Raw genomic sequence first — 14,224 nt, 5'->3', positions numbered from 1 at the left:
CCCGCCCCTACTGGGCCGGCGTGACCAACCGATACCCCACCCCCGCCTCGGTGACGATGAACCGCGGCGCCGTGGGGTCATCCCCCAGTTTCTGCCGCAGGTGCCCTACCACGATGCGCAGGTAGTGGGTATCGTCCATATGGGTCGGCCCCCAGATGTCTTTCAACAGCTGCTGCTGGGTGATCACCCGTCCCGGGTGCCCGGCCAACTGCGCCAACAACGCGTACTCCTTGCGCGTCAACGCCACCTCGACGCCGTCCAGGGTCACCTTGCGAAAGGCGAAGTCCACCACCAGCGCACCGAAGCTCGCCGCCGACGGCCCGTTGCCTACCTGCGGCGCCTGGCGCAGCAGTGCCCGCACCCGGGCGAGGAACTCCTGGATGCCGAACGGTTTGGTCACGTAGTCGTTGGCCCCACCATCCAGCGCATCGACCTTCTGCACTTCGCTAGCGCGCACCGACAGCACCATCACTGGTACCGCGCTCCACTCGCGCAGCTCGCGCAGCACCTGCTGGCCGTCCATGTCCGGCAGGCCCAGGTCGAGCACCACCAGGTCGGGCTTGTTCAGCGCGGCCTGGGCCAGGCCCTCGCCGCCGGTGGCGGCCTCGAGCACCTTGTAGCCCTGGGACGCCAGGCTGATGCGCAGGAACTTGCGGATCTGTGGCTCGTCGTCGATGACCAGCAGAGTGGCGGCTTGGCTCATGGGGCTTCACTTTCAGTATCGGGTTGGGTCGGCAGCGGCAAGCATAGAGTGATGCAGGTGCCGTGGCCATCGATGCCATCATCGACCAGGATGCGGCCACCATGGGCGCCGATCATGCCCTGGCAGATCGCCAGGCCCAGGCCGGTACCCTGCCCGCCGCGGTCGCCACGGGCGGCGGTGTAGAACATGTCGAAGATCTTTTCACGCTCGTCCTGGGGGATGCCGGGACCTTCGTCGGCCACCGCGAAGCACAGCTGCTCGTCACGCACCGAAACCTGCAGCGCCAGGCGGCCCTGCGGCGGGGAAAAACGGGCGGCGTTCTCCAGCACGTTGATCAGCGCCTGCTCGATCAGCGCCGCATGCACGAACAACAGCGGCAGCTCGGGCGGTACTTCGGTGTGCACGCGCAAGGGCGCCAGCACCACGCGCAGGCGATTGAGGGCACTGCCGACGATGTCGGCCGGAGCCACCCAGTCGCGGGCCAGCTTGAGGGTACCGTGGCCCAGGCGGGTCATGTCCAGCAGGTTCTGGATGTAGCGGTCCAGGCGCTCGGCTTCGTTGCGGGTGCCTTCGAGCAGTTCGCGGCGGTCATCCGGGGGAATCGCGTCGCCCAGGGCCAGCAGGCTGTCGATGCTGCCGCGCATGGACGTCAGCGGGGTGCGCAGGTCGTGGGAGACCGAGGCGAGCAAGGCGCTGCGCAGTTGCTCGGTTTCACCGTGCAGGCGCGCGGCTTCCAGTTGCTCGCCAAGGCGTGCGCGGGCCAGGGCCTGGGCCAGGGGTTGCGCCAGGGCCTTCAGCAGGCGGCGGCGCTGGGCGCTCAGCGGCTCGCCATCGCGGGGGCGAATGCCGAGCAGCGCCAAGGGTTGCTCTTCCACGGCCAACGGCCACCACCACCAACGCCCGTGAGGCAAGGTGTCGCTGCCAAAGCCTGCAGCCTGGCCATGCTGCCAGGCCCACTCGGCGGCGGCGCGTTCGTTGTCGGTGAAGGCATGGTTGCCGCCACTGGCGACCTGCAACAAGCCATCGGCGCTGCGTTCAAGCAGGCACACCTGCACGTCCTGCCAGCCGTCCATATGCTGGCCGGCGGCGCTGAACACGGCCTGGCGGTCGGTGGCCACGGTCAGGCGGCGCGACAGGTCGAGCAACTGGTTGGTCTGCGCCTGGGTCTCGCGCAAGGCCTGCAGTTGGCGACGCTGGCGAGCGGCCAGGTTGCCGGTGAGCGCGGCCATCAGCAGGAAGAACACCAGGGTCAGCACGTCCTCCTCACGCTGGATGGCGAAGGAGAAGTTCGGCGGGATGAACAGGAAGTCGTAGGTCAGGAACGACAACGCCGCGCAGGCCAACGCCGGACCCAGGCTGCTGCGCACCGCCACCAACAGCACGGCGGCGAGGAACACCAGGGAGATGTTGGGCAGCGCCAGCAGGCTCGACACGGCCCAGGCCAGGCCGGTGGCCAGCATCGTGGCGAACAGCGCCAGCAGGTAGTGGCGCCATACCCACACGCGTTTGACCGCCGCACGCGCCGGTTGCGGCTGGGTGTCGCGGTCGAGCACGTTGATCTCCAGGCCGTGGCTCTCGCGCAACAGGCGCGCGGCGACACCGGCGCCGAAGAAGCGCCGACGCAGCAGATCGCGGGACTGGCCCACCAGCACCAGGCTGGCGCGGCGCTCGTCGGCGTGCTGGATCAGCGTGCGGGCCACCTCGCCGGCCCGCAGCAGCACCACTTCACCGCCCAGGCGCTCGGCCAGTTGCTGGGCGGCCTGCAAGCGATGGCGGGCGGTCTCGTCACGCAGTCGGCCATTGTCGACATGGACCACGCTCCACGGCAGATGGCGACGCTGGGCCACGCGACAGGCATGACGCACCAGGCGCTCGGCCTGGTCGTCGCCGTCAATGCCCACCAGCAGGCGACCGCGCAGGGCCGGTGCTTCCTGGCCACGCTGGCGGTAGCCGCTGGCCAGGTCCGCATCGACCTGGGCGGCGGCGGTCTGCATGGCCAGCTCGCGCAGGGCGGTGAGGTTGGTCTGGGAGAAATAGGCCTCGATGGCTGCCCGCGCCTGCTCGGGGACGTAGACCTTGCCCTCGCGCAGACGCTCGAGCAGCTCGCGCGGCGGCAAGTCGATCAATACCAGTTCGAAGGCCTCCTGCAGCACCCAGTCGGGCAGGGTCTCGCGCACCTGCACGCCGGTGATGTCGCGGACCTTGTCGTTGAGGCTTTCCAGGTGCTGGACGTTGACCGTGGTGTACACGTCGATGCCGGCGGCGAGCAGTTCCTGCACGTCCTGCCAGCGCTTGGCGTGGCGGCTGCCGGGGGCGTTGGTGTGGGCCAGTTCGTCGACCAGCACCAAGGGGGGCGCGGCCTTGAGCAGGCCGTCGAGGTCCATTTCCTCGAGCATCACGCCACGGTACTCGCTGCGCAGCAGCGGTTGCTGGGTCAGGCCCCCGAGCAGGGCCTCGGTCTCGGCGCGGCCGTGGGTCTCGACCACCCCGGCCACCACGCGCACGCCGTGGCGTTGCTGGGCGTGGGCGGCCTGCAGCATGGCAAAGGTCTTGCCGACCCCGGGCGCGGCGCCGAGAAATACCTTGAGCCTGCCCCGACCTTCCCGGGGCAGGCCCGCCAACAGCGCGTCGGCGCGGGCGGAGTCACTCATGTTTTATCCTTTGCTTGTTCACGGTCACTGTGGGAGCGGCCTTGTGTCGCGAAAGGGCCGCAAAGCGGCCCCGGCGATCTTTGTATAAACACTTGAACCCTGGGGGCCGCTGCGCAGCCCTTTCGCGACACAAGGCCGCTCCTACAAGGGTCAGTGCACGGCCACAGGCGCCAGGCGCTCAAGCGCCTGGTTCAGCGCCAGCACATTGACCACAGGCGGCCCGATCAGTGGACGCAGGGTGGCCTCATTCACCAGCGCTTGCAAGCGCTCAACCGGCACCTGCCGCGCCGCCGCCACACGCGGCAGCTGGTAGGCGACCGCCTCGGGCGGCAGGTGCGGGTCCAGCCCGCTGCCCGAGGTGGTCAGCAGCGCCTGCGGCACCGGCCCCTGTTGCACCTGGTACTGCGCGGCGGCATCAGTTTTCACGCGCTCGGCCAGCGCCGGGTTGCTCGGCGCCAGGTTGCTGGCGCCGCTGGCCACAGTGGCATAGGCCCCCGCCGAAGGCCGCGACTGGAACCAGGCGTCACCCTTGAATTCCTGGGCGATCAACGCCGAACCGCGCACCTCGCCCCGATCATCGCGCACCAGGCTGCCATTGGCCTGGTCAGGGAAGGCGACCTGGGCGATGCCGGTCACCGCCAGGGGATACAGCGCGCCGGTGACCACGGTCATCAGCAGGATCAGGCTCAGGGCCGGGCGTACATAGGCGGTCATGTCAGTCTCTCCTCAAACCAAGTGCAGTGCAGTGAGCAGCATGTCGATCAGCTTGATCCCGGCGAACGGCACGATGATGCCGCCCACGCCGTAGATCAACAGGTTGCGCCGCAGCAGGTGGGCGGCGCTGGCGGCCTGCACCCGCACCCCGCGCAGCGCCAGGGGGATCAGCACGATGATGATCAGCGCGTTGAACACGATGGCCGAGAGGATCGCGCTCTGCGGGCTGGCCAGGTGCATCAGGTTGAGCACGCCCAGCTGCGGGTAGATGGCGGCGAACAGCGCCGGCAGGATGGCGAAGTACTTGGCCACATCGTTGGCGATGGAGAAGGTGGTCAGCGCGCCGCGGGTGACCAGCAGTTCCTTGCCCACCTGCACCACGTCCAGCAGCTTGGTCGGGTCGCTGTCCAGGTCGACCATGTTGGCCGCCTCGCGGGCAGCCTGGGTGCCGTCGTTCATGGCCATGCCCACGTCGGCCTGGGCCAGGGCCGGGGCGTCGTTGGCGCCGTCGCCGCACATGGCCACCAGGCGTCCGTCGTTCTGCTCCTGGCGGATGCGCGCCAGCTTCTTCTCGGGGGTAGCTTCGGCGAGCACGTCGTCCACGCCGGCCTCGGCGGCGATGGCGGCGGCGGTCAGCGGGTTGTCGCCGGTGACCATCACGGTGCGGATACCGAGCTTGCGCAGTTCGGCGAAACGCTCGCGGATACCGGGCTTGACCACGTCCTTGAGGTGGATCACGCCGAGCAGGTGCGTGTCGACACACACCAGCAGCGGCGTGCCGCCGCTCTGGGCGATGCGCTCCACTTCACGGGCCAGGGCGGCGGGCAGCTCCAGGCGTTGCAGACCACAGAAGGCCAGCACCGCGTCGACGGCGCCCTTGCGGTAGCGGCGCTGCTGGAAATCGATGCCCGACAGCCGGGTCTCGGCGCTGAAAGCGATGGCTTCATATTGCGTGCTCGAGGGCTCGTCGAAATCGTGCAGTTGACGCAGGTACTCGACGATCGACTTGCCTTCGGCCGTGTCGTCGGCCAGCGAGGCGAGCAAGGCGCCCTCCCCCAGCTCCTTGGCGGTCACCCCGGAGGCGGCGTGCAGCGCGCTGCAACGACGGTTGCCGAAGGTGATGGTGCCAGTCTTGTCGAGCATCAAGGTGTGCACGTCGCCAGCTGCCTCCACCGCCCGACCGGAGCGGGCGATCACGTTCAGGCGCACCAGGCGGTCCATGCCGGCGATGCCGATGGCCGACAGCAGGCCGCCGATGGTGGTGGGGATCAAGGTCACCAGCAGCGCGGCGAGGAAGATCAGCGGCAGCTCGCCGCCGGCGAAACGGGCGAACGGCTGCAAGGTAACCACCACGATCAGGAAGATCAGGGTCAGGCCGATCAGCAAGATGTCCAGGGCGATCTCGTTGGGGGTTTTCTGGCGTTTGGCGCCTTCGACCAGGGCGATCATACGGTCCAGGGTCGACTCACCCGGGTTGCTGGTGATGCGGATCAGCAGCCAGTCGGAGACCAGGCGGGTGTTGCCGGTGACCGCCGAGCGGTCGCCGCCGGACTCGCGGATCACCGGGGCGGACTCGCCAGTGATCGCCGACTCGTTGACCGCGGCGATGCCTTCGAGCACCTCGCCGTCGCCGGGGATCATCTCGCCGGCCACGACGCGCACCACATCGTCCTTGCGCAGCTGGGTGGCGGCGACACTCTCGAAACTGCCGTCGCTCTTGCGGCGCTTGGCGGTCAGGCCCTGGCTGCCGGCCTTGAGGCTGTCGGCACGGGCCTTGCCACGGCCTTCGGCGAGGGCTTCGGCGAAGTTGGCGAACAGCACGGTAAACCACAGCCACACGGCGATCTGCACCGCCACGCCGGTGCTCACGCCGCTGCCGGGCACCAAGCACAACACGGTGGTGAGCACGGCGGTGAGGGCCACCACCAGCATCACCGGGGCACGCTTGAGCTGGCGCGGGTCGAGCTTGACGAAAGCCTGGACCAGGGCCGGGCGCCACAACGCGCTGAAGCGGGTCTGGTCCTTGGCGCCTTGATGCGCCTTCACTTCGGGAATGGGCATGTTCATTGTGTATTCCTCAGAAACCCAGGCTCAGGTGTTCGGCAATCGGCCCCAGGGCCAGGACCGGCAGGAAGGTCAGGCCGCCGACCAAAAGGATGGTCACCATCAGCAGCGTGGTGAACAGCGGGCCGTGGGTGGGGAAGCTGTTGAGGCCTTGCGGCGCGCTCTTCTTCGCCGCCAGGCCGCCGGCCAGGGCCAACACCGGCAGGATGTAGCCGAAGCGACCGATCAGCATGGCCAAGCCGATCATCACGTTGTGGTACACCGTGTTGGCGCCGAAACCGGCGAAGGCCGAACCGTTGTTGGCAGCGCCGGAGGTGTAGGCGTACAACAGCTGGCTGAAACCGTGGGCGCCGGGGTTGGTCACCGCGCCGGCCGGCCCGGGCAGGCTGGCGGCGATGGCACCGAGGATCAGCACGCCCACCGGCATCACCAGCAGGCTCGCCACCAGCAGTTGCACTTCACGGGCCTGCAGCTTCTTGCCCAGGTACTCCGGGGTGCGGCCGATCATCAGGCCGGCCAGGAACACCGCGATCAACACGAACAGCAGCATGCCGTAGAGGCCGGCGCCGACGCCGCCGAAGATCACTTCGCCAAGCATCATGTTGACCATCGCCACCATGCCGGTAATCGGGTTGAGGCTGTCGTGCATGGCGTTGACCGAGCCGTTGGAGGCGGAGGTGGTGGTCACCGTCCACAGCACGGAACCGGTGGTACCGAAGCGGCTCTCCTTGCCTTCCAGTGGCGCGCTCTGCTGAACCTGGGCGCTTTCCAGGGCCGGGTTGGGCTGATGCTCCGACCACAGCGCGGTGCTGCCGCCGATCAGGAACAGCGCCAGCATGCAGGCGATGATCGCGCGGCTCTGGCGCAGGTCCTTGACGTAATGGCCGAAGGTGAACACCAGGGCCACCGGGATCAGGATGATCGAAGCCACCTCGAACAGGTTGCTCCAGGCCGTCGGGTTCTCGAACGGGTGCGCCGAGTTGACGCCGAAGAAGCCGCCGCCGTTGGTGCCCAGTTGCTTGATGGCGATCTGGCTGGCGGCCGGGCCCAGCGGGATGGTCTGGTCGGTGCCTTGCAGGGTCACGGCGTGGACGTAGTCGGCAAAGGTCTGCGGCACGCCCTGCCAGACCAGCAGCAGCGCCAGCACCAGGCACAGCGGCAGCAGGCCGTAGAGGGTGGCGCGGGTCAGGTCGACCCAGAAGTTGCCCAGGGTGCTGGCCGAGCGCCGGGCGATACCCCTGCACAAGGCGACCAGCACGGCAAGGCCGGTGGCGGCGCTGACGAAGTTCTGCACGGTCAGGCCGATCATCTGGCTCAGGTAGCTGACCGAGGCTTCACCGCTGTAGGCCTGCCAGTTGGTGTTGGTCATGAAGCTGACCGCGGTGTTGAACGCCAGCGACCATTCCTGGCCCGGCAGGTGCTGCGGGTTGAGCGGCAGGCTGCCCTGCAGTTGCAGGACGCCGAACACCATCAAGAAACCGACCAGGTTGAAGGCCAGCAGGGCCAGGGTGTACTGCTTCCAGCTCTGCTCCTGGTCTGCACGCACGCCGGCCACGCGGTAGCAGCCCCGCTCCACTGGACCGAGGAGCGGCGACAGCCAGGTGCGCTGGCCTTCCATCACCTTGTAGTAGAAACGCCCGAGCCAGGGCGCCGGCAGCAGCACGATGGCGAAGAACGCCAGCAGCAGCAGGTAATCGTAACTGTGCATGGTCGCCCCTTAGCCGCGGTCGGCGCGCAGCAGCGCCACCAGCAGGTAAACCGCCAACGCCACCGCCAGAAGCAGTGACAGTCCGTCAAGCATGTACATGAGTGAATCTCCCCTGGTTGCGGCGTGAAGGCCGCTTTGGGGAAATTGTCCGAGGGAGGGGCGTAAAGGGGCGAGATCGGGGGTGGGGTCAGGGCATAAAGAAAGCGTAAAGATCAGGTCCACCGGATCGCTGCACGGGCCTCTTCGCGGCTTTACCCGCGAAGAGGCCCGAAAGATCAACGTTGCGGCGTGTGCTGCGCGGAATTGCGGCTCCAGTCCAGCAGCAGGCTGTACCCCACCGCCAGCAGGGTCGGCCCGATGAACAGGCCGATGAAGCCGAACGCGATCAGGCCACCGAACACCCCCAGCAGCACGATCACCAGCGGCAGGTTGCCGCCCCGGCTGATCAGGTACGGTTTGAGCACGTTGTCCACGCCACTGATGACGAAGGTGCCCCAGATGCCGAGGAACACCGCCATGCCATAGTCGCCTTTGGACACCAGCCAAGCAGTGGCGGGGATCCAGGCCAGCGGCGGGCCCATGGGGATCAGGCTGAGCATGAAGGTCACCAGGCCAAGCACGATCGCCCCCGGCACACCGGCGATCAGGAAGCCGATCAGCGCCAGCAGGGCCTGGGCCGCGGCGGTACCGATCACGCCATTGACCACCCGCTGCACGGTGCCGGCCACCAGGTCGACGTAGTACTCGGCGCGATCACCCACCAGCCGTTGCAGCAGGCGGTGGACGAAGGCCGCCAGGCGCGGCCCGTCGCGGTAGAAGAAGAACACGAACACCAAGCTCAGGGTCAGCTCCAGCACCCCGCCGCCGATCTGCGCGCTGCGCGCCAGCAACCAGTTGCCGACCTGGCCCAGATACGGCTTGGCCGAGGCCAGCAAGGCCGCGCCCTGCTGGTCGAACGACTCCCACCAGCTCACCAGGCGTTCGCCCACGAACGGAATGCCCGCCACCCAGGCGGGCGCGTCCGGCAGGCCATCGACCTGCACGTCGCGAATGAACGCGGTGGCATCGCGCACATGGTCGGCCAGGTTGAAACCCAGCCACACCAGCGGCAGCGCCACCAGCAGAATCCACACCGTGGTCAGCAGGCTCGCGGCGAGGGTTTCGCGCCCACCGAGCACGCGGGTCAGCAGGCGCATCAGCGGCCAGCTGGCAAACGCCAGGATGGCGCCCCACAGCAGCGCCGAGATGAACGGCGCCATCACCCACAGCGCGGCGCCCAGCAGGGTCAGCAGCAGGATCTGGATCAACAGGCGGTCATTGTTGGCCATGGTGGCGCTCACTCAACGGATCAGTTCCAGGTGCAGGCCTTCGGTCGGGGCGTCGCCAACCTCGAGCCGGGCGCTGCGCACGCCGGCCTTGACCAGCTGCTCGCGCCAGGCCTCGGCGCCCTTGCCGCTGAGGCTGACGCGCAGGGTGCTGTCGAGGTTCAGGCTGCGCGCCAGCAACGTTGCCCAGGTGGCCTGGGGCTCGGCCAGATCAGGGTAGTCGAGCTTGCCGGTGTCGCGCAGTTCGCGCAGCACCGTGGCGGCGGTGGGCAGCAGCTCGCCCAGCGGGCTGCCGGCGACGAACTCCTCGACATGCAGGTAGGCGCGGCGGTTGCCGCGGGTCACGCTGTACAGCGCCACCAGGGTGTCGGCTTCCTCGGCTGAGCGGCGCAGCAGGATGAACGCCTGCTGCTCGTCACCGCCATTGAGCCGGGCATTGGCGAACACGTCGTTGGCCCACAGGCTGGCTTCGCCGCAATCGCGGCCCTGGCACCAGAACAACGGATAGCCGCCCTCCTGCTGCAGGGCCTCGCGGGCGCTGGTGAAGGCTTCGCGGGCGCTGCGCTCGACCGGCAATTCGTAGGTCACGGAACTGACCTGGCCACGGCTCTCGACCTTGTCGTCGACCCGCAGGCGACCGCTGATCTTGCGCAGCGGCCCCAGGGGGTAGACCCGCTCCTGTTCCACCGCTGGGCGCTGGTCGACCACCTTGGCGTCAGGCGGGACCGGTAGGCTGCCGGCCCATAGCAAGGGGCTGGCGATGGCGAGGCAGGCGGCGATGGCGCCGCGAACGAAAACAGGTGCGCTCATCGACCACCCTCGCAAGTGACCGGGCAAGATGCGTGGATGTCTGGCATGTACATGGTTGTCTCCCTTTCAACCCGCCAAGCCTCGACAGTTGTCCGGTGCAAGTCAAGGAATGCCAAAAAAGCGATTGAAACAGTCTGCGACAAGGGCCGCGCCCTCGGCGTCGTTCAGGTGCAGGTGGTGGCCGCCCGGCAGGGTCACCTGCTCGAAGGGTAGCTGCTCCAGCAGCTGCGTGTGGCGCGCCAGCATGCCGTCGGCGGCCACCACCAGGCAGGCCGGGCAGGCGATGCGTTTGACGAAGGCCATGGCCTGGTCCTGGTTCAGGCGGGTTGGCGAGGGCAAGGTCAGGCGGCTGTCGCTGCGCCAGCTGTAGCCGCCGGGCACCGGCATCAGCCCACGCTGGGCCAGCAGTTCGGCGGCTTCACGGCTGACCGCGACCATGCCTTTCATGCGCGCCTCGACGCCCTCCTCCAGGGTCGCGTACACCGACTTGCGCTTGCCTTCCAGGCGCAGTTGCGCCTGCAACGCCAGCCCCAAGCGCTCGGCGGCGTCCTGTTCGCTGAGCGTCGGCGGAATCACCCCGTCGATCAGCGCCAGGTGGCTGACCCGCTCGGGCAAGGCCCCGGCCAGTTGCACCGAGATGATCGCCCCCAGCGAATGGCCGAGCAGGCCGAAGCGCGCCCAGCCCAGCTGCTCGGCAACCCGCAGCACGTCATGAGCGTAGTCGGCCAGCGCATAACCAGCGCCGACCGGACGATGCCCGGAGTAGCCATGTCCGGCCAGGTCCAGGGCGACGATGCGCAGCCCCTTCAGTTGCGGCGCCAGGCGGGCGAAGCTGTTGGCGTTGTCCAGCCAGCCATGCAGGGCGATCACCGGCAGGCCGTCGGCCGGGCCAAACAGGTGCGCGGCCAGCTCGATATGGCCAAGCGTCAGGCGGATCTCCTCGACCTGGGCGCTCATGCCTGGCTCCAGCGGTCGAACAGGCCCTTGATCAGGCCGGCGGTGTCGGTGGGCCGTTCCAGCGGGAACATGTGCCCACCGGGCAAGCTGTGGTACTCGCCCTTGGCCATGGCGCGCACGGCCAGGGCATGGTGCTTGCGGATCACCCGGCTCTGGGCGCCGCGCACCATCGCCAACGGCACCTGCAACTGGCGTGGCCGGGCCGGACTGACATGGGGAATGCTGCGGTAGATGCCGATCTCCGTGGCCGGGTCGAAGCGCAGGCGCAGGCCTTCCTCGCCCTGCTCCAGGCCATGCTCCAGGTAGGCTTCAAGGCAGTCCGGATCGAAGTGGCGGAACAGGGACTTGCCGGCAAAATAGGTGCGGGCGCTGTCGCGATCGGGAAATGCCTCGCGCCGGCCCAGGGTGCGCCCGGCCGGGGTGATGCGGTCGATGAAGCCCAGGCGCTTGGCGGCCTGGATCAGCCACTCGTCCGCGCGGGTCAACACCGGCGAGTCGAGCATCACCACCCCGCGGTAGAACTCCGGTCGGCGCAACGCCGCATGCAGGTGCAGCACGCCGCCCAGCGAATGGCCGACACCCCAGACCGGCGCGTTCTGCTGCTCGAGGTGATGCAGCAGTTCGTCCACCAGGTTCTGCCAGTTGTCGTTGACCGGAAAGCGCGGGTCGTGGGCATGCTGCGCCAGGTGACATACCTCGTAGTCCGGCCTCAGGGCGGCGAACAGCTTGCCGTAGGTGGCCGAGGGAAAGCCGTTGGCGTGGGCGAAGAAGATCTGCTGCGACATGGCCGCCTGCTCTGCACGGGGATGGATGGCCCATTGTCGGTAAGCCGATCCCTGCCGGCAACGTTCGGAAAGGTCATCGCCGGTGGCGATCAGGTCATTCGGCTGCGCTCGAGACTGGCCAGCGAACGGTGCAGGCAGGCGCGCATGTAGCCCAATTGCCAATCCAGCGCTTCGCGGGCCAGGCTGCGGTCCGCTTCATTGTCGGCCAACCGGCGCAGGGCCAGGCAACTGGTCTGCAGCAAATGGGCCATGCGAATGCTGGCCTGGCGCAACTGCTCGAGTTCGTACTGGCCTTCGAAGCGGCGCATCAGCTCGTCGAGCTTGGCGTCGGCGCAGTCCTGCAACAGGCGGTATTCCGCAAAGTCCAGGGCACGCGCATCACTGAGCTTGTCGAGCAGCGATTGCGGGTTCACGGAGCGCACCAGCTCCAGTCGATAACGGCTCATTTGCCTCTCCCTGTGCCTGCGCGGCTGCATGACTCAGCCACGGCGCCACGCTACTTGACCAGACGACAGGCCGGCAACTGACAGAAATGCCAGTTGCCAGGGCTCAGCTGGAATGACGCAGGCCACGCAGGGTCATCAGCCCCGCCAATGGCCAGTCCCCTTCCAGTTCGGCCAGGCTCGCGGTGCTCAACGGCGCCGGTTGCTGGCCGTGGCCATGCTCGAGCAGACCAACCAGGCTGCCCACCAGCGGCTGGTGGCTGACCAGCAGCACATGCTCGAGCCCCAGGCGCTCGACTTCGCCGATCACCTGCTGCACGTCGCTGTCCGGCGTCAGCCAGGGCACCGTGCGTACCGGCTCGGCAAAGCCCAGCGCGCCGTGCACCAGGGCGGCGGTCTGCTGGGCGCGTACGTAGGGGCTGGCGATGATCGCCTGCAGCGGCTGGCCGAGCAGGTGCGCGGCACTGCGCAGCACCTGCTCGCGACCGTGGGCGGTCAGGCGTCGCTCGGCGTCACTGTTGGCCCGGGGTTCCGCCTCGCCGTGGCGCAGCACCCAGAGCTTCACAGCTTGGGCTCCTCGTCGCGCACTGGGTGCGCTGCCGGTGCGACGGCGTGCGGCGCCTCGCCCTCCGGCGCACGCGGCGTCGGCCAGTCGGCGAACGGCCAGGGCTTCTGGTCGCAGTGGAAGGTGCCGAAGCGGCCGATCTGCGCCAGGTACTGGCTGAGACTGTCGCCGAAGTTCATCAGGCTGGCGCTGGGCGCGCCATAGACCAGCCGGTAGATCAGTTGCACCAGCACAAGGCCGCCGAGCAGCAGCTCGGCCAGTTGCCAGGCCACCAGGAATACCAGCATCCACAGCACTCGCAGGATGATCGACTCGCGCTCGGCGCGCTCGGGGGTATCGTTCATGGTCGCTCCCTCAATTGAAACCGCTGGTGGAAATGAAATCGACATCGGTCTTGGGCTCAGCGCGCATCAGGTGCTCGATCACCTGGTTGAGCGTGCGCCCTTCGAACAGGATCGCGTGCAGGCCCGCCACCAGCGGCATGTACACACCCACTTCCTGGGATTTGGCCTTGAGCACCTTGAGCGTGTTGACGCCCTCGGCCACCTCGCCCAGACGGCTGACCGCCTGTTCCAGGCTCAGGCCCTGGCCAAGGGCATGGCCGACCTGGTAGTTGCGGCTCTTGGGCGACGAGCAGGTGACGATCAGGTCGCCGACCCCAGCCAACCCCAGGAAGGTCATGGGATTGGCGCCCTGGCTCACGGCGAAGCGGGTCATCTCGGCCAGGGCGCGGGTGATCAGCATGCTCTTGGTGTTCTCGCCCATCCCCAGGGCCACGGCCATGCCGGCGATAATGGCGTAGACGTTCTTCAGCGCGCCGCCCAGCTCGACGCCGAAGCGGTCGGCACTGGCGTAGACGCGGAAGGTACGGCCATGCAGCACGGCCTGCACCTGCTGGCACAACGCCTCGTCCTCGCTGGCGACCACGGTGGCGGTCAGCGCATGCTCGGCGATCTCGCGGGCCAGGTTGGGGCCCGACAGCACGCCGATGCGCGCCTGGGGGGCGATCTCTTCGAGGATCTGGCTCATCAGCTTGAAGGTGTGCGCCTCGATGCCCTTGGTCAGGCTGACCAGCCCCTTGCCACGCAGCAGCTCGGCGTGGGGAGCAAGCACGCTGCGCAAGGCACTCGACGGCAAGGCGACGAAGATCAACGCGCTGCCCTGCAAGGTGGCAAGCAGGTCGTTGACCGGCTCGACGCCGTCATGCAGGCGGATGCCCTTGAGGTAGCGCGGGTTCTCGCGATCGACGCGCATCGCCTCGGCCTGCGCCGGGTCGCGCATCCACTGCCGCACCGGATGGCCATTCTCGGCCAGGAGATTCGCCACGGCGGTGCCGAAGCTGCCGCCTCCAAGAACCGCAACAGGTTGCTGTTCAGTCATATCCAATCCGTTAACCAATAAAGTAAGTGGCGACCCGGGCATTATACGGTGCCGATGCGACAGAACCAGTGCGTATGCATCGTGGGGCCAGCCCACGCCCACGCACCCGAACACAATAG

Annotated in this window: 14 protein-coding genes; all 14 read right to left on the bottom strand. The window is 68.0% G+C overall.

Annotated features, from left to right (window positions below):
* Positions 1-7: 7 nt before the first annotated feature.
* The 14 genes from K5H97_RS08940 to K5H97_RS08875 all read right to left on the bottom strand — a co-directional run bounded on the left by K5H97_RS08940 (position 8) and on the right by K5H97_RS08875 (position 14,105).
* Complete coding sequence (locus K5H97_RS08940; RefSeq protein ID WP_028690489.1) at positions 8-703, bottom strand: response regulator; 696 nt, start codon at positions 701-703, stop codon at positions 8-10.
* Positions 700-3,354, bottom strand: coding sequence for a sensor histidine kinase (locus K5H97_RS08935; RefSeq protein ID WP_028690488.1), 2,655 nt, complete (start codon positions 3,352-3,354; stop codon positions 700-702). Before K5H97_RS08935 ends, K5H97_RS08940 begins: the two co-directional genes overlap by 4 nt.
* 150 nt (positions 3,355-3,504) lie before the next feature.
* On the bottom strand, positions 3,505-4,068 hold the full coding sequence (gene kdpC / locus K5H97_RS08930; protein ID WP_028690487.1) for a potassium-transporting ATPase subunit KdpC: 564 nt from the start codon (positions 4,066-4,068) through the stop codon (positions 3,505-3,507).
* 12 nt (positions 4,069-4,080) lie between these two features.
* Positions 4,081-6,135, bottom strand: a complete 2,055-nt coding sequence (gene kdpB, locus K5H97_RS08925) for a potassium-transporting ATPase subunit KdpB (protein ID WP_028690486.1) — start codon at positions 6,133-6,135, stop codon at positions 4,081-4,083.
* 10 nt (positions 6,136-6,145) lie between these two features.
* On the bottom strand, positions 6,146-7,840 hold the full coding sequence (gene kdpA, locus K5H97_RS08920; protein ID WP_028690485.1) for a potassium-transporting ATPase subunit KdpA: 1,695 nt from the start codon (positions 7,838-7,840) through the stop codon (positions 6,146-6,148).
* Positions 7,841-7,849: 9 nt separating this feature from the next.
* Positions 7,850-7,939 (bottom strand): K(+)-transporting ATPase subunit F, encoded by a 90-nt coding sequence (gene kdpF / locus K5H97_RS08915; protein WP_011534724.1) that lies wholly within the window; start codon positions 7,937-7,939, stop codon positions 7,850-7,852.
* A gap of 176 nt (positions 7,940-8,115) precedes the next feature.
* Positions 8,116-9,168 carry an AI-2E family transporter gene (locus tag K5H97_RS08910; protein ID WP_028690484.1) on the bottom strand — a complete coding sequence of 351 codons (1,053 nt, stop codon included), beginning with the start codon at positions 9,166-9,168 and terminating at the stop codon, positions 8,116-8,118.
* Between the two features lie 12 nt (positions 9,169-9,180).
* Positions 9,181-9,975 (bottom strand): DUF4892 domain-containing protein, encoded by a 795-nt coding sequence (locus K5H97_RS08905; RefSeq protein WP_028690483.1) that lies wholly within the window; start codon positions 9,973-9,975, stop codon positions 9,181-9,183.
* Between the two features lie 102 nt (positions 9,976-10,077).
* A complete protein-coding gene (locus K5H97_RS08900) occupies positions 10,078-10,932 on the bottom strand; it encodes an alpha/beta hydrolase (protein ID WP_028690482.1) in 855 nt (284 codons plus the stop codon).
* Positions 10,929-11,717 (bottom strand): alpha/beta fold hydrolase, encoded by a 789-nt coding sequence (locus K5H97_RS08895; protein ID WP_028690481.1) that lies wholly within the window; start codon positions 11,715-11,717, stop codon positions 10,929-10,931. The genes K5H97_RS08900 and K5H97_RS08895 overlap by 4 nt, the downstream gene beginning before the upstream one ends.
* An 89-nt stretch (positions 11,718-11,806) precedes the next feature.
* Positions 11,807-12,163 carry a hypothetical protein gene (locus tag K5H97_RS08890; RefSeq protein WP_028690480.1) on the bottom strand — a complete coding sequence of 119 codons (357 nt, stop codon included), beginning with the start codon at positions 12,161-12,163 and terminating at the stop codon, positions 11,807-11,809.
* 103 nt (positions 12,164-12,266) lie between these two features.
* Positions 12,267-12,725, bottom strand: a complete 459-nt coding sequence (gene sixA / locus K5H97_RS08885) for a phosphohistidine phosphatase SixA (RefSeq protein WP_028690479.1) — start codon at positions 12,723-12,725, stop codon at positions 12,267-12,269.
* The gene (locus tag K5H97_RS08880; RefSeq protein WP_028690478.1) at positions 12,722-13,069 is read right to left on the bottom strand and encodes a DUF4389 domain-containing protein; all 348 of its coding nucleotides are present in this window, start codon (positions 13,067-13,069) and stop codon (positions 12,722-12,724) included. The genes sixA and K5H97_RS08880 overlap by 4 nt, the downstream gene beginning before the upstream one ends.
* A gap of 10 nt (positions 13,070-13,079) precedes the next feature.
* Positions 13,080-14,105 carry an NAD(P)H-dependent glycerol-3-phosphate dehydrogenase gene (locus tag K5H97_RS08875; protein WP_028690477.1) on the bottom strand — a complete coding sequence of 342 codons (1,026 nt, stop codon included), beginning with the start codon at positions 14,103-14,105 and terminating at the stop codon, positions 13,080-13,082.
* Between the last annotated feature and the right edge of the window lie 119 nt (positions 14,106-14,224).

This window comes from Pseudomonas mosselii (assembly GCF_019823065.1).
In the GTDB taxonomy this organism is placed as follows: domain Bacteria; phylum Pseudomonadota; class Gammaproteobacteria; order Pseudomonadales; family Pseudomonadaceae; genus Aquipseudomonas; species Aquipseudomonas mosselii.
The sequence above is the reverse complement of the archived record's forward strand: the minus strand, read 5'-3'. Positions and strand labels throughout refer to the sequence as shown.

Bases quoted from the DNA above. Each gene is read 5' to 3' on its own strand.
- K5H97_RS08940 (WP_028690489.1), bottom strand. From the start codon at position 703: ATGAGCCAAGCCGCCACTCTGCTGGTCATCGACGACGAGCCACAGATC.
- K5H97_RS08910 (WP_028690484.1), bottom strand. From the start codon at position 9,168: ATGGCCAACAATGACCGCCTGTTGATCCAGATCCTGCTGCTGACCCTG.
- kdpA (WP_028690485.1), bottom strand. From the start codon at position 7,840: ATGCACAGTTACGATTACCTGCTGCTGCTGGCGTTCTTCGCCATCGTG.
- K5H97_RS08900 (WP_028690482.1), bottom strand. From the start codon at position 10,932: ATGAGCGCCCAGGTCGAGGAGATCCGCCTGACGCTTGGCCATATCGAG.
- K5H97_RS08875 (WP_028690477.1), bottom strand. From the start codon at position 14,105: ATGACTGAACAGCAACCTGTTGCGGTTCTTGGAGGCGGCAGCTTCGGC.
- kdpB (WP_028690486.1), bottom strand. From the start codon at position 6,135: ATGAACATGCCCATTCCCGAAGTGAAGGCGCATCAAGGCGCCAAGGAC.
- K5H97_RS08880 (WP_028690478.1), bottom strand. From the start codon at position 13,069: ATGAACGATACCCCCGAGCGCGCCGAGCGCGAGTCGATCATCCTGCGA.
- K5H97_RS08905 (WP_028690483.1), bottom strand. From the start codon at position 9,975: ATGAGCGCACCTGTTTTCGTTCGCGGCGCCATCGCCGCCTGCCTCGCC.
- kdpC (WP_028690487.1), bottom strand. From the start codon at position 4,068: ATGACCGCCTATGTACGCCCGGCCCTGAGCCTGATCCTGCTGATGACC.
- K5H97_RS08935 (WP_028690488.1), bottom strand. From the start codon at position 3,354: ATGAGTGACTCCGCCCGCGCCGACGCGCTGTTGGCGGGCCTGCCCCGG.
- K5H97_RS08890 (WP_028690480.1), bottom strand. From the start codon at position 12,163: ATGAGCCGTTATCGACTGGAGCTGGTGCGCTCCGTGAACCCGCAATCG.
- K5H97_RS08895 (WP_028690481.1), bottom strand. From the start codon at position 11,717: ATGTCGCAGCAGATCTTCTTCGCCCACGCCAACGGCTTTCCCTCGGCC.
- kdpF (WP_011534724.1), bottom strand. From the start codon at position 7,939: ATGTACATGCTTGACGGACTGTCACTGCTTCTGGCGGTGGCGTTGGCG.